We start from the raw sequence: 18,262 nt of genomic DNA on the forward strand, positions 1-18,262 counted from the left end.
TCACACGAACATGGAGCAGCCCGTGACAACGCCGGACATTGCAGCGCGGCGCGTACTGGGGGCCTGTGCCGCCTTGGTGGTCGGCGCCCTGACCCTGACCGCCTGCGGTGGCAGCGCCAACGCCTCGAACGACGACGGCAAGGGCGGCAAGGACTCGCCCAGGACGTCGACGGCGAAGGTCGTGATCTCGGCCAAGGACGGTTCGACCGGCGCGTCGATCAACGCGACCGGCGTGAAGGTCAGCGGCGGCAAGCTGACGGACGTGAAGATGACCGTGGCCGGGTCGGGGCAGGCGGTGCAGGGGGCGATATCGGCGGACGGCAGCAGCTGGAAGCCGAAGGGACAGCTGGAGCGCGGCACGAAGTACGAGATCGCCGCGACCGCGAAGGACGCGAGCGGGCGTACGGCGGCGGCCAACTCCATCTTCACCACCGTCAGCTCGGCCAACAGCTTCATCGGCACCTACACGCCGGACGACGGCTCGACGGTCGGTGTGGGCATGCCGGTGTCGTTCACCTTCGACAAGGGCATCACCGACAAGAAGGCCGTGCAGTCGCACATCACGGTCAACTCCAGCAGCGGTCAGCAGGTGGTCGGCCACTGGTTCGGGAACCAGCGGCTCGACTTCCGGCCGCAGGAGTACTGGAAGGCCGGCTCCAAGGTCACCATGAAGATCGACCTGGACGGGGTGCAGGGCGCGAGCGGCGTCTACGGCGTGCAGAAGAAGACGGTGTCCTTCACGATCGGGCGCTCGCAGGTCTCCACGGTCGACGCCAACGCGCAGACCATGACCGTGGTGCGGGACGGCAAGACGCTCAAGTCGGTGCCGATCTCCGCGGGCAGCCCGCAGCACACCACGTACAACGGGCAGATGGTCATCTCCGAGAAGTTCGTGCAGACCCGTATGAACGGCTCGACGGTCGGCTTCGGCGGGGAGTACGACATCTCCGACGTGCCGCACGCGATGCGCCTGACGACGTCCGGCACGTTCATCCACGGCAACTACTGGTACAACAAGGGCAACCCGCCCTTCGGCCGGGAGGGCACCAGCCACGGCTGCGTCGGCCTGGCGGACGTGCAGGGCGCGCAGGGCGACACGACGGCCAAGTGGTTCTACGACAACTCGCTCATCGGTGACGTCGTGATCGTGAAGAACTCCCCCGACAAGACGGTGTCCCCGGACAACGGTCTCAACGGCTGGAACATGTCGTGGAGCGCCTGGACCGCCGGAAGTGCCGCCTGACCGGCCGGTCCTGACGGATCGTGAGGCCGCGCGGCAACTTCTCGCGCGGCCTTCACGTTTTCCCTGCATACGTTTTCTCGGTTCCCGGACATGATGTCCGACCGAGGGGCTACGGTATGCACCCACAAGGTGACATGCAGCAACGCCGGGAGAAGCCTTGAGCGTTCCGTACGAGACGGCAGCGTACGAACCAGCCGAGTCGCCCGAGTCTCCTGAGGAGCATCTCGAGGCGCTCCTCGGCCGTGCCCTGAACTCCTTCGAGCTGCCCGACGAGGTCATACGACGGCTGGACTGCGCCCTGGCGCACGACAGTTCCCTGCACTCCGCCCACCACAGCGCGGGGCTGCACCGCGAGACGTACCGGCACACCTGGCTGCTCGCCGACGGCTCGGCGCTGACCCTGTGGGAGCTGGTCCACAACCTCGTGCCGGGCGGCGACGCACAGCACGAGGTGTACGTCGACGAGGAGGAGCTGCACACGGCCACCGCCCGGCTCGCGCTGCCGCCGGACACTCCGGACTTCGAGCTGCCGGTGCTGATGCAGCTGTCGGCGATCCCCGAGCCCCGGCACGTGTACGCCCCGGACGACTCGCCGGACCACGCGCGCCGGCTGCTGCGCCGCGCGGAGAACCCCGACCGTCCGGACGCGGAGACGGCGGCGCTGCTGGCGACGGCGGCCGCGCATCAGATCACCCAGGCGTTCGGGCGGCCCGGACGGACCGGCCGCGCGGGCCTGAGCTTCGCGCTGTACGAGCACGCGTTCCTGCTGCCGGACGGCCAGGAGGTCTCCCTGTGGGAGGTCGAGCACACGGCGACGCCCGACGGCTGGCACATGTGCGAGGTCTACACGTCGGAGGACGCGGCCCGGGACGCCATGGAACGGCGCGCGGCGCGGCGGGCCTAGGACCTGGCGGCGGCCTCGGGCCCGCTTCCGTCAGCGGTGTCCGAGTCGTCGTACCAGGCCCGCGAAGGCGTCCTGTTCCGCCGCGCTCAGTTCGACGTACTCCTGCGGCGGAGGGCCGAAGCGCTGGTGGGGGAAGGCCGACAGAGCGGCCTCGACGCGCGCGCGGCGCATGATGCGGGTCACCGCGACGGCCCAGACGACGCCCGCCAGCGTGAGGACGGCCACGCCGATCACTTGAAGAGTCGAGACTTGCTCAGGCATGCCGTCCAGTACACACCACGGTCCGGGACTTTGGCCCCGGACCGTGACGTATCTCGCAGGTGGCGTGAACAACTCACAGCTCACCAAAGGGACAAGAGGTAGCGGAACCCCGTCAGGCGGCGACGGGCTGCTTCGCCTCCTTCGACGCCGTGGCCGGGCCCGCGGCCGGGTCCGTGGCCGTGGTCTCCGGGGCCTGCTTGCGCATGCCCTTGAGGAGGATCACCAGGGCCGCGCTGACGCACACGCCGACCGCGATGGCGATCAGGTAGAGGAAGGGGTTGCCGATCAGCGGGACCACGAAGACGCCGCCGTGCGGGGCGCGCAGGGTGGCGCCGAAGCCCATCGACAGCGCGCCGGTGATCGCGCCGCCCACCATGGCGGACGGGATGACCCGCAGCGGGTCCGCCGCGGCGAACGGGATCGCGCCCTCGGAGATGAAGGAGGCGCCCAGCACCCAGGCGGCCTTGCCGTTCTCGCGCTCGGTCTGGGTGAAGAGCTTGCCGCGGACCGTCGTGGCCAGGGCCATCGCCAGCGGCGGGACCATGCCGGCCGCCATCACCGCGGCCATGATCTTCATCGCGGAGTCGCTCGGGCTGGCGACCGCGATGCCCGCCGTGGCGAAGGTGTAGGCCACCTTGTTGACCGGGCCGCCCAGGTCGAAGCACATCATCAGGCCGAGCAGGGCGCCGAGCAGGATGGCGTTGGTGCCGGTGAGGCCGCCCAGCCAGTCGGTCAGGCCCTTCTGGGCGGACGCGATGGGCTTGCCGATCACGACGAACATCAGGAACCCGACGATCGCCGAGGAGATCAGCGGGATCACCACCACCGGCATGATGCCGCGCAACGCCGCCGGGATGTTGACCTTCTGGATCGCCATCACCACGCCACCGGCGATCAGACCGGCCGCCAGACCGCCGAGGAAGCCGGCGTTGATGGTGAGGGCGATCGAGCCGCCGACGAAGCCGGGAACGAGACCGGGGCGGTCCGCCATGCCGTAGGCGATGTAGCCGGCCAGGACCGGGACGAGGAAGCCGAAGGACACCACGCCGATCTGGAACAGCAGCGCGCCCCAGCTGCCCGTCTGGGTCCACACGAAGTGGTCCATGACCGACGGCGCCTTGTTGACCTTCCAGCCGCCGATCGCGAAGCCGAGGGCGATGAGCAGACCGCCGGCCGCGACGAACGGGACCATGTAGCTGACGCCGGACATCAGCCACTTGCGGAGCTTGGTGCCGTAGCCCTCGGTGGAGTCGCCCGCGCGCTCGACGGGCGTCCCATGAGCGGCGCCCGCGGTGACCTCGCCGCGCTCGGCCCTGCCGCGCACCTCGGAGATCAGCTCGGCGGGGCGGTTGATGCCCGCCTTCACGCCGACGTCGACCGTCGGCTTGCCCGCGAAGCGGTCCTTGTCGCGCACGGGGACGTCGTGCGCGAAGATCACGCCGTCCGCCGCCGCTATCACCGCCGGGTCGAGCCGGGTGAAGCCGGCCGAGCCCTGTGTCTCGACGACGACCTCGACGCCCGCCTCGTGGCCCGCGTTCTCCAGGGACTCGGCCGCCATGTAGGTGTGGGCGATGCCGGTCGGGCAGGAGGTGACCGCGACGATACGGAAGGGGCGTTCGCCCGTTCCCGTGGCGCCCGGCGCCGGGGCGGAACCACTCTCGGTGGCCGCACCCGGCGCCGGGGCCGTGCTGCCCGCTGCGGCGCCGGCGGAGGCCGCCACCGGCGTCGCAGCGGAGTCTTCGGAGGCGTCCACGGACGCCTGTGCACCGGAGGACGCGCTGTCCTCGGTCGCCGGTGCCTCGTCCCCGCGGATCAGCGCCGCCGCCGTCCCCGTGTCACCCGCCGACCGCAGCGCGTCCGTGAACTCGGTGTTCATCAGCTGCCGGGCCAGGGCGGAGAGGATCGTCAGATGGGCGTCGTCGGCGCCGGCCGGGGCCGCGATCAGGAAGATCAGGTCGGCGGGACCGTCCGGGGCGCCGAAGTCGATGCCGGCGGCGCTGCGGCCGAAGGCGAGCGTCGGCTCGGTGACATGGGCGCTGCGGCAGTGCGGGATGCCGATGCCGCCGTCGAGGCCGGTCGGCATCTGGGCCTCACGGGCGGCCACGTCGGCGAGGAAGCCCTCCAGGTCGGTCACCCGGCCCTGGGCCACCATGCGCTCGGCGAGGGCGCGCGCCGCCGCCTCCTTGGTATCGGCGGACAGGTCGAGGTCGACCAGGTCCGCGGTGATCATGTCGCTCATCGCGGGCTCCTATGCACGCGTATCGCCCGGGGAGTGGGGTGGGCGGAGGTGGGGACGGGGGTGCTGTGGGGGGGGGAGGCGGCGGGGTGGACGAAGACGGGGCCGGGGAGACCTCGCCTCCTGGGCTCTGTCAGACGACAGGACCCCGGGGTGGCAGGGCGGATCGGGGCGTCCTGCCGGCCCGCTGAGGCGGCGAGTAATGGGGAGCCCCGCCGCTTCTGGGCCGGTGGGGTGGGTGTGTCCGGGCGTGTGGGCATCGGGCGAGCGGGCACGGGGCGTGCGCCCAGGTGCCGGGTTCCAGGGCGTGTACCACGCAGCACGAGCGAGTTCATGACACCGGCTCCATCAGTTCGCGGTCGACCGGGATGTCGGCCGTGACCGTCACCGCGGCCGGGTCCAGGTCGGCGGGGGTCGGCATCACGCTGCCGGGGAGCTGGACGGCGGCGGCGCCGTGGGCGACGGCGGAGGCGAGGGCCTCCGGGCCGCGGCCGCCGGCGATCAGGAAGCCGGCGAGGGAGGAGTCGCCGGCGCCCACGTTGCTGCGTACGGCGTCCACGTGCGCGCTGCCGAACCAGGCGCCCGCGTCGTCCACGAGCAACTGCCCGTCGGCGCCCAGGCTCGCGAGCACGGCGCGTGCGCCCATCTCGCGCAGCTCCTCGGCCGCCTTCACCGCGTCGCCCACCGTCGTCAGGGGGCGCCCGACGGCTTCCGCCAGCTCCTCGGCGTTCGGCTTCACCACGTCGGGCCGGGCGCGCAGCGCCTCCAGGAGCGCGCGCCCCGAGGTGTCGAGCGCGATGCGCGCGCCGCCGGCGTGCGCCCGTGTGACGACGTCCGCGTACCAGGAGGGTGCGAGGCCCCGGGGCAGGCTCCCGCAGCACGCGATCCAGTCAGCGTCGCGGGACTGCTCGCGGACGGTGTCCAGGAGCAACTCCTGTTCGGCCGGGGACAGCTCGGGGCCCGGGGCGTTGATCTTCGTGAGCGCTCCGTCCGCCTCCGCGAGCGCGATGTTCGAGCGGGTGGCTCCGGCGACCGGGACCGGCGCGACCTCGATGCCCTGCGCGTCGAGCAGATCGGCGACGAGCGCACCCGGCGCACCGCCCAGGGGCAGAACGGCGACCGTGCGCCGGCCGGCGGCCGCGACGGCGCGCGACACGTTCACGCCCTTGCCTCCGGGGTCCATGCGCTCGGTCTCGGCGCGGATGACCTCGCCGCGCTTGAGGGCCTGGACCTCGTAGGTGCGGTCGAGGGACGGGTTGGGGGTGACGGTGAGGATCATGCGCGCACTACTTCCGTGCCGCCGCGCTCGATCACGGCGGCGTCTTCGGGACTCAGCCCGCTGTCGGTGATCAGCAGGTCCACGTCGCTCAGGTCGCCGAAGCGGGCGAAGTGCTCCTGGCCGTGCTTGGAGGAGTCGGCGAGGAGGACGACGCGGCGGGCGGCGGCGACGGCCGCGCGCTTGACCGCGGCCTCGGCGAGGTCGGGGGTGGTCAGACCGTGCTCGGCGGAGAAGCCGTTGGCGGCGACGAACAGGACGTCGGCGCGGATCTCGCCGTACGCGCGCAGTGCCCAGGCGTCCACGGCGGCGCGCGTACGGTGCCGGACGCGCCCTCCGACCAGGTGGAGCTGGATGCCCGGGTGGTCGGCGAGGCGGGCGGCGATCGGCAGACTGTGCGTGACGACGGTGAGGGAGGCCTCCAGCGGGATGGCCGCGGCCATCCGCGCCACCGTCGTACCCGCGTCGAGGACCATCGTGCCCTCGACGGGCAGCTCGGCGAGGGCCGCCTTGGCGATGCGGTCCTTCTCGTCGGCGGCGGTGGACTCGCGCTCGGCGAGGTCCGGCTCGAAGTCGAGGCGGCCGACCGGGATGGCACCGCCGTGCACCCGGCGGACGAGGCCCGCGCGGTCGAGGGCCTTCAGATCCCGGCGGATCGTCTCCGCCGTGACCTGGAACTCCTCGGCCAGCGACAGCACGTCCACCCGGCCGCCGTCACGGGCGATCCGGAGGATCTCCTGCTGCCGCTCCGGTGCGTACATGTCCGTTCGCCTCCGACTCATGCCCGAACGTGTGGTTTCACCGCGAGACTACGCCCCGATTTCCGGAAAGTAAACAGGTTCGGGCCACAATCGGGCATGAACGGACTTCCGGTTGCTGCCCGGACAGATCCGGGCAGCAGAAAGGCCCGGTACCTGGTCGGTACCGGGCCGCCTCCTGCCTGGTCAGGCCACCAGCTCGGGCTCCCTCTCCACTGCCGGAGCGTCGGACGCGCCCTCCACGTGCTGCGCCGGACGCTTCGGCAGAGCGGACATCAGCAGGAAGATCACACCCAGCACACCGGCCACCCACCACAGCGCGTGCTGGAAGCCGTGGACGAACGCCGGGCCCACCTCGGCGCGCGTCAGCCGGTCGCCGATCACACCGAAGAACACCACCGAGACCAGCCCGAGGCCGAGCGCGTTGCCCATCTGCTGCACGGTGTTGATCAGGCCGGACGCGGAGCCGGCGTGCTCGCGCGGCACCTCCGAGAGCACCGCGTCCGTCAGCGGGGCCACGATCAGGCCCATGCCCGCGCCCATCACGACCAGCGGGAGGGCCATCTGCCAGGAGGCGATGCCGAGGCCGTAGCGGTGCGACTCCCAGATGTAGACGAGGACACCCGCGGCCATCACCAGCGCACCCGCCTGGAGCACCTTGCGGCCGAAGCGCGGAACCAGCTTCTGCACGGACATGCCGGCCGCCGTCGAGACCGCGAGCGAGAACGGCACGCCCGTCAGGCCCGCCCGCAGCGGGCTCCAGCCCAGCCCGACCTGCATGTACAGCGTCCAGACCAGGAAGAAGATGCCGAGCGCGACACCGAAGACGGTCTGCACGGCGATACCGGCGGCGAAGCTCTTCACCCGGAACAGCGACAGCTCGATCAGCGGGGAGCCGTCCTGGGCCGCCTTGCGCCGCTCGTACGCCACCAGCGCCGCGAAGACACCGAACGCGCCGGCCATCGAGACGTACCCCCACAGCGGCCAGCCCAGCTCGCGGCCGCGGGTGAGCGGGTAGAGCAGCATCAGCAGGCCCAGGGTCACCAGGGCGACGCCGACGAGGTCCAGCTTCAGCGCCTTCGGGGCGCGGGACTCGCTGATGTAGCGGCGGCCGAGGAGGAAGGCGACGACGCCCACGGGGAGGTTGATCAGGAAGATCGGGCGCCACTCCAGCCCGAACAGGTTCCACTCCGTCAGCAGGGCGCCGAGCAGCGGGCCGGAGACCGCGCCCAGGCCGACGATCGCGCCGAAGAGGCCGAAGACCTTGCCGCGCTCGTGGGCGGGGAAGGTGGCGTGCACGATCGACAGGACCTGCGGGACCATCATCGCCGCCATGCCGCCCTGCAGGATGCGGGAGGCGACCAGCATCTCCGGGTTCGCGGCGAAGCCGCACAGGGCGGAGGCCAGGGTGAAGCCGCCGATGCCGATGAGGAACAGCCGGCGGCGGCCGTGGATGTCGCCGAGCCGGCCGCCGGTGATCAGGCCGGCGGCGAAGGCCAGGGCGTAGCCCGCGGTTATCCACTGGATCTGGCTGAAGGAGGCGCCCTCGTCGTGCTGGATCGAGGGGATCGCGATGTTGACGATCGTGACGTCGACGAGGTCCATGAAGGCCGCGGCCATCACGATCGCGAGCGCGAACCACCGGCGGCGGTCGCCCGGGGTCTGCTGTGCGCTGAGGGTCTGTTCCGTGGAGGTCATGCGTACAAGCTAGGACCGCATTAGGTCAGATCATGTCCTAGTTGTGCGGCATTCTCGAATGCATGACGACGGACACTCCGGCTCGGCTCCTCCAGTTGCTCTCCCTCCTCCAGACCCCGCGCGAGTGGCCCGGCGGCGAGCTGGCCGACCGGCTCGGGGTGTCCCGCCGTACCGTGCGGCGGGACATCGACCGCCTGCGGGAGCTGGGCTATCCGGTGCAGGCCAGCAAGGGTGCTGACGGCGGCTACCGCCTTGTCGCGGGCAAGGCCATGCCGCCGCTGGTGCTCGACGACGAGGAGGCGGTGGCGATCGCGGTCGGGCTGCGGGCCGGGGCCGGGCACGCGGTGGAGGGGGTGGAGGAGGCGTCGGTGCGGGCGCTGGCGAAGCTGGAGCAGGTGCTGCCGTCGCGGCTGCGGCACCGGGTCTCGACGCTTCAGGCCGCGACGACGGCGCTGACCAGTGGGGACGGGGCGAGCATCGCGCCCGAGACGCTGACCGTGATGGCGTCGACGGTGGCCGGGCACGAGCGGCTCCGGTTCACCTACCGGGACAAGGACGGCAGCGAGTCGCGGCGGCTGGCCGAGCCGCATCGGCTGGTGTCCACCGGGCGGCGGTGGTACCTCGTCGCATACGACCTCGGGCGCGAGGACTGGCGGACGTTCCGGGTGGACCGGGTACGGGAGCCGTTCGCCACCGGCGTGCGGTTCGCTCCGCGGGAGTTGCCGATGGGGGGTGCGGCGGAGTACCTGCGGCGGTCCATTCAGCGGCGGCCCGACACCGGGACGTACGAGTTCGAGGTGCGGTTCGCCGGGTCCGTGGAGGAGGTGTCGCCGCGGGTGCCCGGGTGGGTCGGGGTACCGGAGGCGGACGGGGAGGGCTGGTGCGTGGTGCGGGGCAGCAGCGGGGATCCGGTGGAGTGGCTGGCTGTGCGGTTGGCGATGGTGGGGTGCGAGTTCACGGTTCGGGCGCCGGTTGAACTGGTGGCTTATGTACGGGAGTTGGGTGAACGGCTGAGCCGGGCGGGGGGAGCGGGGGGAGCCTAGGCGGGTCGGGTGGCCGGTGCTTCGGCTGGCCGGGGCTGGGTTTCACTCACCCGCGCTGGCGGGGTGCCGCTGCGCCCACCCTCCCCCAAGCTCTCGGCTTCGCTCGAGCAGGGGGACTCCCATCGCCCCAGCGGCACGACTGCCCGCAGCTGCGCGGGGACGGCCGGGCCGCTGCTGTCTGCGGCTGCGGCTGCGGCTGCGGCTGCGTGACTCCGGCGCCGATGCAGCCGACGGCACGGCAACTCCCCAGGGGCGCGGGGAACTGCGCGACCAGCCACAGCGGACCCGCACTCCGGCGACGACGGTCAGTCCAACGGCGGCCTCCGGGCACTGACGAGGCGTTGGCTACTCCTCGCCCCACTCGAACTCCCCCACCGCCTCCAGGTTTTGGAGGGCCAGGGCTGCTGGGCCGGTGGGGCCGGTGGGTGGGGACGTGGTGGTGGACCAGGATTCGACGGCTACACGAACTGCCGCGCCGGCCACCGCCGCTGCGAAGTGGAGGTGCAGGGGGATCGGGGCCGGGTGGGCAACGTTGTCGCCGGACTCGGGGTCGGGGTCGGGGTCGGCGGAGACCGTCTGCCCTCGGGATACCGACAAACGCTCCGCCAGAATCTCCGCGAGCGTCCTCTCCGAGGACTGGCAGACCTCCGCCCAGACCTTGCGCAGGGCGGGACTCGCGTCGGCCAGGCGGATCAGGGTGCGGACCCATTCCCAGGACGACACCGAGACGCCGAGGCCCGGGGTGAGGGTCTGGTGGACCGCGTGGCGCAGGGCCTCCGGGACGGTGAGGGCGGGCGGGGCCTCCCGGACCGCCTGCGTCCAGCGCTCGGCACCCGCCGCGTAGAGAGGGGCCACCGCCTCCTCCTTCGAGGCGAAGTAGCGGTAGAACGTGCGCGGGGCGATGCCCGCCGCCTGGGCGATGTCCTCCGCACGGGTGGCACGCAGCCCCTGGCGGACGAAGAGCGCGGCCGCCGCACGGGCGATCTCCATGCGGGTCTCCGCCTTGCGGCGCTCGGTGAGGGACACCGGGGCGGGCGCGGAGGCGGAAAAAGGCTGGTGCGCGGTGTTGCCGGCGGTGCTCGGGGTGCTCACCTCGGCAGGCTATGCCGATGTGGCAGAATCTGCCATCCGGCGGGCCACCCCGTGGTTCAGGTACGGAGTGGCCCGCCGATCCAGCATGTCCGCACCGCCGGCCTTCGGCGAGCCCACGCCCTCCCACTCTCCCTCTCCTCCCCACAGCAAGAAGCCGGGCCCCGGCGCCTGGGGGGGGTAGGCGCCGAAGCCCGGCTCCGGGAAGGTCCCGGCGCCGGGGGGGGGATAGCGCGGGGACGTGGCTCACATGTCGAGTAGGAACTGACGGACCAGGACCTACGACGTGCTCGTCATGGCAGGTGTGGGGTGTCTGCGGAAGGCGGGAGTGCGGGCCCTGGGGTCCAACTCCTGGGCCCTGAAGGGTTGTTCCCTCGGGTCCGGGGGTTGAAGCGATGGGACCACGCCATGTTTGCGCCGTCTTTCGCCACCGGGCGTACGCGGTCGTACGCCCGGTTTCGTCATCGGCTGTGCTACCCGTCCGTCAATGGGCTGTACTCCCCGTCCCTCACGCCGCCGCGTCGAAGCCGGTGCTGCGGGCCAGCTTCTTCAGTTCGAGCAGCGCGTGCTTCTCGATCTGGCGGATGCGCTCGCGGGTCAGGCCGTGTTCCTTGCCGACCTCGGTCAGGGTGCGCTCGCGGCCGTCCTCGATGCCGTACCGCATCTTGATGATGGAGGCCGTGCGCTGGTCCAGGCGGCCGATCAGGCCGTCCAGCTCCTCGCTGCGCAGCAGCGTCAGCACCGACTGCTCCGGCGACACCGCCGAGGTGTCCTCCAGGAGGTCGCCGAACTGGGTCTCGCCCTCGTCGTCCACGGACATGTTGAGGGAGACCGGGTCACGGGACCAGTCGAGCACGTCGGTCACGCGCTCCGGCGTCGAGCCCAGCTCGGCGGCGATCTCCGCGGGCTCCGGCTCGCGCCCGTGCTCGCGGTTGAACTCCCGCTGCACGCGGCGGATACGGCCCAGCTCCTCCACCAGGTGGACGGGGAGCCGGATCGTGCGGGACTGGTCGGCGATGGAGCGGGTGATGGCCTGACGGATCCACCAGGTGGCGTACGTCGAGAACTTGAAGCCCTTGCGGTAGTCGAACTTCTCGACGGCGCGCACCAGACCGGCGTTGCCCTCCTGGACCAGGTCGAGGAGGGGCAGGCCGCTGCGCGGGTAGCGCCGGGCCACCGCCACGACCAGGCGGAGGTTGGAGCGGATGAAGACGTCCTTGGCCCGCTCGCCCGCGGCGACCAGGGCCTCCAACTCCTCGCGGGAGGCGTCCGTCTGTGACTCCTCCTCGCCGTCGAGGACCTGCCGTGCGAACACACCCGCCTCGATGGTCTGGGACAGCTCGACTTCCTTTGCGGCGTCGAGCAGCGGCGTACGCGCGATCTCGTCGAGATACATACCGACCAGATCGCGATCGGCGATCTCGCCGCCATGGGCGCGAACACTGCTTGCCGAGTCGGCCGTCTCGCCGGTGGCGGACTGACGACGGGCGACGGCACGGGTTGCCATGCGTGCTCCCTTGCGATGGTGGGCGGGCGGTGGTCCTTAAGGGATGCTCAGCACTCCTGGAACTCCTGGGACTCTCCACGAGTGCCCGGCATCCGAAGGAAACAACGACTGGAATCCGGACAGAATTCCCAACCCGCCCCTCAATTTTTCTGATCTTGCAGTACCCTGTCCGACCACAGGGAGGCCGGATGCCGTCGGCGCATGCAGAAGTGCAGGTCAGGCCGGGAGTCGAGAGCGACCTCGAAGCCCTCACGGACATCTACAACCACTACGTGCGCGAGACGCCCATCACGTTCGACACCACGATCTTCACGCCGGAAGAGCGCCGTCCTTGGCTGCTCTCCCACCCGGAAGACGGACCGTACCGCCTGATGGTTGCCGCGGAAGGACGAACTCAGCGAATTCTGGGGTACGCCACATCCAGCCCCTACCGGGTGAAGCCCGCGTACGCGACGTCCGTGGAGACTTCGGTGTACGTCACCCCGGACGCCGGCCGCCGCGGGATCGGCACCCTGCTCTACGACACCCTCTTCAAGGCCCTGGCAGACGAGGACATCCACCGCGCCTACGCCGGCATCGCCCAGCCCAACGAGGCCTCCGAGCGGCTGCACACACGCTTCGGCTTCCGGTACGTCGGCACCTACCGGGAGGTCGGGCGCAAGTTCGGCCGCTACTGGGACGTGGCCTGGTACGAGAAGGATCTCGGCTAACCCTCGTCCGAAGCCGGCCCTCGTCCGGAGCCGGCCCTTGTCCGGAGCCGGCCCTGTCCGGAGCCGGCCCTTATCCGAACTGCACCGAGCGCTTCGCCATTCCCATCCAGAACCCGTCGATCACCGACTTCTGCGCGTCCTGCTCGCCGCCCGCCTCCGCCGCGCCCATGGCGACGAAGAGCGGGGCGAAGTGCTCGGTGCGCGGGTGGGCGTAGCGGCCGGCCGGGGCCTTGTGAAGGAAGTCCAGCAGCGCGTCCCAGTCACGGGCCTCCAAGGCCCGCCGGCCCCAGTCGTCGAACTCGGAGGACCAGCTGGGCACGCCGCCGCCCGTGTGACGCAGGGCGGCCAGGTTGTGGGTGAAGAAGCCGGAGCCGACGATCAGCACGCCCTCGTCGCGCAGCGGGGCGAGCTTGCGGCCGATGTCCATCAGACGCCGTGGATCGAGGGTGGGCAGGGAGACCTGGAGGACGGGGATGTCGGCGGCCGGGAACATCTCGACGAGGGGGACGTAGGCGCCGTGGTCGAGGCCGCGGTCGGGGATGTCCTGGACGGGGGTGCCGGGGGCGCGCAGCAGCTTGCGGACGGACTCGGCGAGTTCGGGCGCGCCGGGAGCGGCGTACCGGACCCGGTAGTAGTGCTCGGGGAAGCCCCAGAAGTCGTAGACGAGCGGGATGGTCTCGGTCGCGCCGAGGGCGAGGGGGGCCTCCTCCCAGTGCGCGGAGACCATCAGGATCGCCTTGGGGCGCGGCAGGTCCGCGGACCAGGCGGCGAGCTGGCCGGGCCAGACCGGGTCGTCGGCGAGCGGCGGGGCGCCATGGCTGAGGTACAGGGCGGGCATGCGCTCCTGGGTGGCGGCGGACATGACGGCAGCTCCCAATAAGATGTTTTAACTCTCAAGCTCTCACTGCCAGAGTACGCCCGACTTGTTCAAGTTTCAAGGAGATGCGCCGTACAGTGGGGTACATGAACACGGCAACGGACTCCGCCGGCCGGCACCGCTGGCTCACCGACGAGGAGCAGCGCGTCTGGCGCGCCTATCTGCACGCCACCACCCTGCTGGAGGACCACCTCGACCGGCAGCTGCAGCGTGACGCGGGCATGCCGCACATCTACTACGGCCTGCTCGTCGTTCTCGCCGAGGCGCCGCGCCGTCGGCTGCGGATGACGGAGCTGGCGATGAAGGCGAAGATCACCCGCTCCCGGCTGTCGCACGCCATCGCGCGCCTGGAGAAGAACGGATGGGTCCGCCGTGAGGACTGCCCCTCCGACAAGCGCGGCCAGTTCGCGGTGCTCACCGACGAGGGCGCCGAGGTGCTGCGCCGGACCGCGCCGGGCCATGTGGACGCCGTACGGCAGGCGCTGTTCGAGCGGCTGACCCCGGAACAGCAGAAGACCCTCGGCGAGATCATGGAGATCGTCGCCGAGGGCCTTCAGCCCAACGAAGCGGGTGCGGACCTGCCCTGGCTCCGCTAAGTCACGGCCGCGGGGGTCAGTGGGCGACCACCGGCACCGGCACCTCGTCCTCGACGCCCTCGCCGGAGGCCACCGTGACGGCGCCCGGACGGCCGGCGTTGACGAAGGTGAAGGCGATCAGCGAGGCGAGGCCCAGGATGCCGACGGCGAACCAGATCGCCGCGCTGTAGCCGTGCACCATGCCCTGCAGCTGGACCAGCTGCTGCTGCGGCTTGGAGGCCGCACCGGCGATGTGGTCCTTGACGTACGACGTCGTCGCGGAGGCGGCGATCGTGTTCAGCAGGGCGGTGCCGATCGCGCCGCCCACCTGCTGCGAGGTGTTGACCATCGCGGAGGCGACACCGGCGTCCCGGGGCTCGACGCCCGAGGTGGCCAGGGACATGGCCGGCATGAACGCCGTACCCATGCCGAGGCCGAGCAGCAGCATCGCGGGCAGCAGCAGGGTGGTGTACGAGGAGCCGACCTCCAGCTGGGTCAGCAGCAGCATGCCGAGACCGGCGACCAGGAAGCCGGGGCCCATCAGGAAGCGGGCCGGGACCCGGGTCATCAGCCGGGTGCCGATCTGGGTGGAGCCGGTGATCATGCCCGCGATCATCGGCAGGAACGCGAAGCCGGTCTTGACCGGCGAGTAGCCCTTCACGACCTGCAGGTAGTAGGTCAGGAAGAGGAACAGGCCGAACATGCCGATGATCGCGAGGCCCAGGGAGAGGTAGATCCCGCCGCGGTTGCGGTCGGTGACCACGCGCAGCGGCAGCAGCGGGGCCTTGACCCTGGACTCGACCAGCGCGAAGGCGATCAGCAGCACCGCGGACGCGACGAACATCGAGACGGTCACGGCATCGCTCCAGCCGTCGGACTCGGCGCGGGTGAAGCCGTAGACGAGGGCGACGAGGCCGAGGGTGGAGAGGATCACGCCCGGGATGTCGAGCGGGGAGCGGTTGCGGCCGCCCTCCGGCTCACGGATGACGAAGTTGGCGCCGAGCGCGGCGACGACGGCGAACGGGACGTTCACGAAGAAGGTCCAGCGCCAGTCCAGGTACTCGGTGAGGAAGCCGCCGAGGATCAGGCCGACGGCGCCACCACCACCGGCGATCGCGCCGTAGATGCCGAACGCCTTGGCGCGCTCCTTGGCGTCCGTGAACATCACGGCGAGCAGCGACAGCGCGGCCGGGGCGAGCAGGGCGCCGAAGGCACCCTGGAGCGCGCGGGCGCCGAACATCATCGCGCCGGTGGTGGCGACACCGCCGAGCACGGAGGCCGCGGCGAAACCGGTCAGGCCGAGGACGAAGGCGCGCTTGCGGCCCCACAGGTCGGCGATGCGGCCACCGAAGAGCAGCAGACCACCGAAGGCGAGGGCGTAGGCGGTGACGACCCACTGTCGGTTGCCGTCGGATATGCCGAGGTCCTGCTGGGCGGAGGGCAGGGCGATGTTCACGATGGTGGCGTCGAGGACGACCATCAGCTGGGCGAGCGCGATGAAGACGAGCGCTTTCCAGCGGTTGGCGTCACCGCTCAGTGCGACGGCGCGGGGAGCCTTGAGGGCTGTTTCGGACATGGGGGTACCCACTTCGGGACTTCGTGACGGAAAAACGATCAGAAAACGGAAAGATCAGAAAAAGATCAGAAAAGGGCAGACTGTCGGGCGTGCTGGAGGGTCCGGCCCGTCGTCGCTGACGACCGGGGTGCTGGTGTGTGGGAGACCGCCGGCGCGGCCGGAACTAATCGCTCAGCACCGGCGCAGCTCCTTGATGGTCACGGCCGTCCCCGGCAGGGCCGAGCGGGCGGGGGCCCGCAGCCCGTCCAGGAACAGCTGCAGATGGCGGTGGACGAAGCGGTCGCTGCTCAGGCAGTCGGTGCCGGCCGGCGGCCGGCTGAGCTGGGACACGGCGACGAGCAGGTCGCCGACGCCCACGTCGGCGCGGAGCTGGCCCGCCTCCTTCGCCCGGTCCATGACTGCCTCGACCAGCTGCTCGACCCGGTCCTGGGATGCCACCAGGTCGGGGTGGTCCTTGTCGAAGGTGCTGGAGACCATCGGGCACAGCGCGCTGATCCGCTCGTCGGCGGCGGTGTGCGCGAAATGCTCCAGGGCGGCGAAGGCGTCCCCGGTCTCCGCGAGGGCCTGCTCGGCCGCTTCGGCCGTACGGTCCATGACGGAGCAGACGACCTCGCGGACGAGGGCGTCACGGTCCGGGAAGTTGCGGTACAGGGTGGCATTGCCGACGCCGGCCCGGCGGGCGATCTCGTCCAGCGGCACGTCCGGGCCGTGTTCGACGAACATCTCCCGGGCGGCGGTGACGATCCGCTCCCGGTTGCGCAGGGCGTCGGCGCGCGGCCGGGACACCTTGCGCGTGGGGGTTGCGGTCTGCACGGCGTACTCCCTGAGTCGTTGACATGACGGTGATCTGCGCCTGTTGACGGAGATCAGCGTCTGCTGACGGAGATCCGCGTCTCTTGACGGAGATCCAGGTCTGCGGGGGCGATCCGGGGAAGGACTCCCCGTTTCGCTCGGACACAGGTCTAAACGGGGAGAGGTTCCCCGGTTATTTCCCGCCCCGGAAAGAATTCCTGTGACCTGAACCACACTTACCGGGCGCGGTTCCCACCCGCTCGCGCGGGGATTTCCCACGATCGGTCTCCTCCAGCGCGCGCCCCCCACCCCGTCGACACAGGGTGAGCGCAAGGGTGCAGTCGGCGACCGGCGGCTGCCGTGGAGCGAAAGGTCCATGCATGCAGCCGCACTCGCCCCGCCGCCAAATACGCCCGCGCCGCATACGCCCGCGCCGCGTGGCCGCCCTCGTCGCGGTGACCGTTCTCACCCTCACGGTCAGCACCTCGGCCGGGACCGGACATCTGGCGGCGCCCACCACCGCCGGGCCGATAGGCCTGGCCCGCTCCACCGCCCTCTCGCCGTGCCTCATCCACAGCGGCCTGGACGTCCAGATGACGGAAGGCCTGCCCACCCCGGCCGGTTACTCCCGCTCCACCGGCACGGTCCACGCCCTGACCCTGATGGTCGACTTCTCCGACGCGCCCGGGCAGGGCAGCGCACTCGACCGGTTCCACGAGTTCTTCCCCCAGACCCAGGAGTGGTTCCGCACGGCGTCGTACGGCCGGCTCGACTACCACCCCGAGACCCCGATCGGGTCCTGGCTGCGGATGCCGAAGCCCTTCAAGGAGTACGGCATAGAGCGCGGCGCGCCCTTCGACCCCGGCTACCGGCAACTGGTGCAGGACATCGTGGCCGCCGCCGATCCCGACGTGGACTTCCACTCGTACGACCTGCTGAACGTGCTGATCACCCCGAACGCCGGCCCCTCCGCCCTGGACACGGTGCTGTCCGTGACCTTCGCCGGCAACGCCGACGCCCCGGTCGCCGACGGCATCCCCATCGCCAACGCGTCCTTCGTCTACTCCCGCCAGGACGACGGCTCCGGCTCCTACTCCCGCACCGGCTACCGCGTCCTGCCGCACGAGAACGGCCACACCTTCGGGCTGCCCGACCTCTACACCCAGGAGGGCGGGGGCACGGTCGGCCACTGGGACATCATGAGCGAGGACTGGGGGGCCAACAACGACCTGCTCGGCTGGCACAAGTGGAAGCTGGGCTGGCTGGACGGCAACCAGGTCGGCTGCGCGGCCGCCCCGGGCACCGTCGAATACACGCTGACGCCGCTGTACAAGGAGGGCGGCGGGAAGCTGGTCCTCGTACCGGTCGACGCGCGGACCACGTACGCGCTGGAGCTGCGCGCCCCGGGCGGCAACGACGAGGCGGTCTGCAAGCCGGGCATCCTCGTCTACAAGGTCGACGCCGCCGTGGACACCGGACGCGGCCCGGTCACCGTCTACGACGCCCACCGGGGCAGCGGCGGCTGCACCCGCAGCCCCAACGTCCAGGCGGAACTCTCCGACGCCCCCTTCACCACCGGCGAGTCCTTCAAGGACCCGCGCCACGGCATCACGATCGAGGTGCTGGGTGCGGACGATTCCGGGAACTACAAGGTGCGGATCACCCGGACCTAGCGGGAGCGGAGCGGAGACGGAGCGAGAGGCGGGCCGACCGCCGC

The 18,262-nt window shown here is 71.1% G+C and carries 16 protein-coding genes; 6 read left to right on the forward strand and 10 right to left on the reverse strand.

Annotation, left to right across the window (positions count from 1 at the left end):
- The first annotated feature begins 22 nt into the window (after nucleotides 1–22).
- Both ACFYZZ_RS16665 and ACFYZZ_RS16670 read left to right on the forward strand, forming a co-directional pair.
- Nucleotides 23–1,243: an Ig-like domain-containing protein gene (locus ACFYZZ_RS16665; RefSeq protein WP_389176145.1), complete on the forward strand. Its 1,221-nt coding sequence runs from the start codon at nucleotides 23–25 to the stop codon at nucleotides 1,241–1,243.
- A 157-nt stretch (nucleotides 1,244–1,400) separates the two neighbouring features.
- A complete protein-coding gene (locus ACFYZZ_RS16670; RefSeq protein WP_389176147.1) occupies nucleotides 1,401–2,147 on the forward strand; it encodes a DUF6227 family protein in 747 nt (248 codons plus the stop codon).
- Nucleotides 2,148–2,177: 30 nt separating this feature from the next.
- On the opposite strand, the gene ACFYZZ_RS16675 is transcribed toward ACFYZZ_RS16670, so the two are convergent.
- The 5 genes from ACFYZZ_RS16675 to ACFYZZ_RS16695 all read right to left on the reverse strand — a co-directional run bounded on the left by ACFYZZ_RS16675 (nucleotide 2,178) and on the right by ACFYZZ_RS16695 (nucleotide 8,376).
- Nucleotides 2,178–2,408, reverse strand: coding sequence for a hypothetical protein (locus tag ACFYZZ_RS16675; RefSeq protein ID WP_389176149.1), 231 nt, complete (start codon nucleotides 2,406–2,408; stop codon nucleotides 2,178–2,180).
- Nucleotides 2,409–2,520: 112 nt separating this feature from the next.
- The gene (locus ACFYZZ_RS16680; protein WP_389176151.1) at nucleotides 2,521–4,647 is read right to left on the reverse strand and encodes a fructose-specific PTS transporter subunit EIIC; all 2,127 of its coding nucleotides are present in this window, start codon (nucleotides 4,645–4,647) and stop codon (nucleotides 2,521–2,523) included.
- A 328-nt stretch (nucleotides 4,648–4,975) separates the two neighbouring features.
- Nucleotides 4,976–5,923, reverse strand: coding sequence for a 1-phosphofructokinase (gene pfkB, locus ACFYZZ_RS16685; RefSeq protein WP_389176153.1), 948 nt, complete (start codon nucleotides 5,921–5,923; stop codon nucleotides 4,976–4,978).
- Nucleotides 5,920–6,681 (reverse strand): DeoR/GlpR family DNA-binding transcription regulator, encoded by a 762-nt coding sequence (locus tag ACFYZZ_RS16690; protein ID WP_389176155.1) that lies wholly within the window; start codon nucleotides 6,679–6,681, stop codon nucleotides 5,920–5,922. The genes pfkB and ACFYZZ_RS16690 overlap by 4 nt, the downstream gene beginning before the upstream one ends.
- A 183-nt stretch (nucleotides 6,682–6,864) precedes the next feature.
- The gene (locus ACFYZZ_RS16695; protein WP_389176157.1) at nucleotides 6,865–8,376 is read right to left on the reverse strand and encodes an MFS transporter; all 1,512 of its coding nucleotides are present in this window, start codon (nucleotides 8,374–8,376) and stop codon (nucleotides 6,865–6,867) included.
- Nucleotides 8,377–8,438: 62 nt separating this feature from the next.
- Between ACFYZZ_RS16695 and ACFYZZ_RS16700 the strand changes: the two genes are divergently transcribed.
- Nucleotides 8,439–9,419 (forward strand): helix-turn-helix transcriptional regulator, encoded by a 981-nt coding sequence (locus ACFYZZ_RS16700; protein ID WP_389176159.1) that lies wholly within the window; start codon nucleotides 8,439–8,441, stop codon nucleotides 9,417–9,419.
- Nucleotides 9,420–9,764: 345 nt separating this feature from the next.
- Here the strand turns inward: ACFYZZ_RS16700 and ACFYZZ_RS16705 are convergent, their stop codons facing one another.
- Both ACFYZZ_RS16705 and ACFYZZ_RS16710 read right to left on the reverse strand, forming a co-directional pair.
- Nucleotides 9,765–10,409, reverse strand: a complete 645-nt coding sequence (locus tag ACFYZZ_RS16705; protein ID WP_389176874.1) for a TetR/AcrR family transcriptional regulator — start codon at nucleotides 10,407–10,409, stop codon at nucleotides 9,765–9,767.
- 607 nt (nucleotides 10,410–11,016) lie between these two features.
- Nucleotides 11,017–12,015, reverse strand: coding sequence for an RNA polymerase sigma factor RpoD/SigA (locus ACFYZZ_RS16710; RefSeq protein WP_386573350.1), 999 nt, complete (start codon nucleotides 12,013–12,015; stop codon nucleotides 11,017–11,019).
- A 188-nt stretch (nucleotides 12,016–12,203) separates the two neighbouring features.
- On the opposite strand from ACFYZZ_RS16710, the gene ACFYZZ_RS16715 reads away from it, so the two are divergent.
- On the forward strand, nucleotides 12,204–12,725 hold the full coding sequence (locus ACFYZZ_RS16715; RefSeq protein WP_389176161.1) for a GNAT family N-acetyltransferase: 522 nt from the start codon (nucleotides 12,204–12,206) through the stop codon (nucleotides 12,723–12,725).
- A 70-nt stretch (nucleotides 12,726–12,795) separates the two neighbouring features.
- Here the strand turns inward: ACFYZZ_RS16715 and ACFYZZ_RS16720 are convergent, their stop codons facing one another.
- Nucleotides 12,796–13,587, reverse strand: a complete 792-nt coding sequence (locus ACFYZZ_RS16720) for a dioxygenase (protein ID WP_389176163.1) — start codon at nucleotides 13,585–13,587, stop codon at nucleotides 12,796–12,798.
- A gap of 101 nt (nucleotides 13,588–13,688) precedes the next feature.
- Here ACFYZZ_RS16720 and ACFYZZ_RS16725 point away from each other — a divergent pair, with 101 nt between their 5' ends.
- The gene (locus ACFYZZ_RS16725; protein WP_389176165.1) at nucleotides 13,689–14,198 is read left to right on the forward strand and encodes a MarR family winged helix-turn-helix transcriptional regulator; all 510 of its coding nucleotides are present in this window, start codon (nucleotides 13,689–13,691) and stop codon (nucleotides 14,196–14,198) included.
- Between the two features lie 16 nt (nucleotides 14,199–14,214).
- Here the strand turns inward: ACFYZZ_RS16725 and ACFYZZ_RS16730 are convergent, their stop codons facing one another.
- A complete protein-coding gene (locus ACFYZZ_RS16730; protein WP_389176167.1) occupies nucleotides 14,215–15,753 on the reverse strand; it encodes an MFS transporter in 1,539 nt (512 codons plus the stop codon).
- A 171-nt stretch (nucleotides 15,754–15,924) separates the two neighbouring features.
- On the reverse strand, nucleotides 15,925–16,566 hold the full coding sequence (locus ACFYZZ_RS16735) for a TetR/AcrR family transcriptional regulator (protein WP_389176169.1): 642 nt from the start codon (nucleotides 16,564–16,566) through the stop codon (nucleotides 15,925–15,927).
- 359 nt (nucleotides 16,567–16,925) lie between these two features.
- On the opposite strand from ACFYZZ_RS16735, the gene ACFYZZ_RS16740 reads away from it, so the two are divergent.
- The gene (locus ACFYZZ_RS16740; RefSeq protein WP_389176171.1) at nucleotides 16,926–18,218 is read left to right on the forward strand and encodes a M6 family metalloprotease domain-containing protein; all 1,293 of its coding nucleotides are present in this window, start codon (nucleotides 16,926–16,928) and stop codon (nucleotides 18,216–18,218) included.
- Nucleotides 18,219–18,262 lie beyond the last annotated feature (44 nt).

The sequence above is a fragment of the Streptomyces sp. NPDC001816 genome, from assembly GCF_042892235.1.
Lineage (GTDB): Bacteria > Actinomycetota > Actinomycetes > Streptomycetales > Streptomycetaceae > Streptomyces.

Excerpts from the sequence above, each read along its gene's own strand:
- pfkB (WP_389176153.1), bottom strand. The coding sequence starts at position 5,923 with ATGATCCTCACCGTCACCCCCAACCCGTCCCTCGACCGCACCTACGAG.
- ACFYZZ_RS16710 (WP_386573350.1), bottom strand. The coding sequence starts at position 12,015 with ATGGCAACCCGTGCCGTCGCCCGTCGTCAGTCCGCCACCGGCGAGACG.
- ACFYZZ_RS16675 (WP_389176149.1), bottom strand. The coding sequence starts at position 2,408 with ATGCCTGAGCAAGTCTCGACTCTTCAAGTGATCGGCGTGGCCGTCCTC.
- ACFYZZ_RS16730 (WP_389176167.1), bottom strand. The coding sequence starts at position 15,753 with ATGTCCGAAACAGCCCTCAAGGCTCCCCGCGCCGTCGCACTGAGCGGT.
- ACFYZZ_RS16680 (WP_389176151.1), bottom strand. The coding sequence starts at position 4,647 with ATGAGCGACATGATCACCGCGGACCTGGTCGACCTCGACCTGTCCGCC.
- ACFYZZ_RS16705 (WP_389176874.1), bottom strand. The coding sequence starts at position 10,409 with ATGGAGATCGCCCGTGCGGCGGCCGCGCTCTTCGTCCGCCAGGGGCTG.
- ACFYZZ_RS16740 (WP_389176171.1), top strand. The coding sequence starts at position 16,926 with ATGCAGCCGCACTCGCCCCGCCGCCAAATACGCCCGCGCCGCATACGC.
- ACFYZZ_RS16720 (WP_389176163.1), bottom strand. The coding sequence starts at position 13,587 with ATGTCCGCCGCCACCCAGGAGCGCATGCCCGCCCTGTACCTCAGCCAT.
- ACFYZZ_RS16695 (WP_389176157.1), bottom strand. The coding sequence starts at position 8,376 with ATGACCTCCACGGAACAGACCCTCAGCGCACAGCAGACCCCGGGCGAC.
- ACFYZZ_RS16725 (WP_389176165.1), top strand. The coding sequence starts at position 13,689 with ATGAACACGGCAACGGACTCCGCCGGCCGGCACCGCTGGCTCACCGAC.
- ACFYZZ_RS16715 (WP_389176161.1), top strand. The coding sequence starts at position 12,204 with ATGCCGTCGGCGCATGCAGAAGTGCAGGTCAGGCCGGGAGTCGAGAGC.
- ACFYZZ_RS16700 (WP_389176159.1), top strand. The coding sequence starts at position 8,439 with ATGACGACGGACACTCCGGCTCGGCTCCTCCAGTTGCTCTCCCTCCTC.
- ACFYZZ_RS16690 (WP_389176155.1), bottom strand. The coding sequence starts at position 6,681 with ATGTACGCACCGGAGCGGCAGCAGGAGATCCTCCGGATCGCCCGTGAC.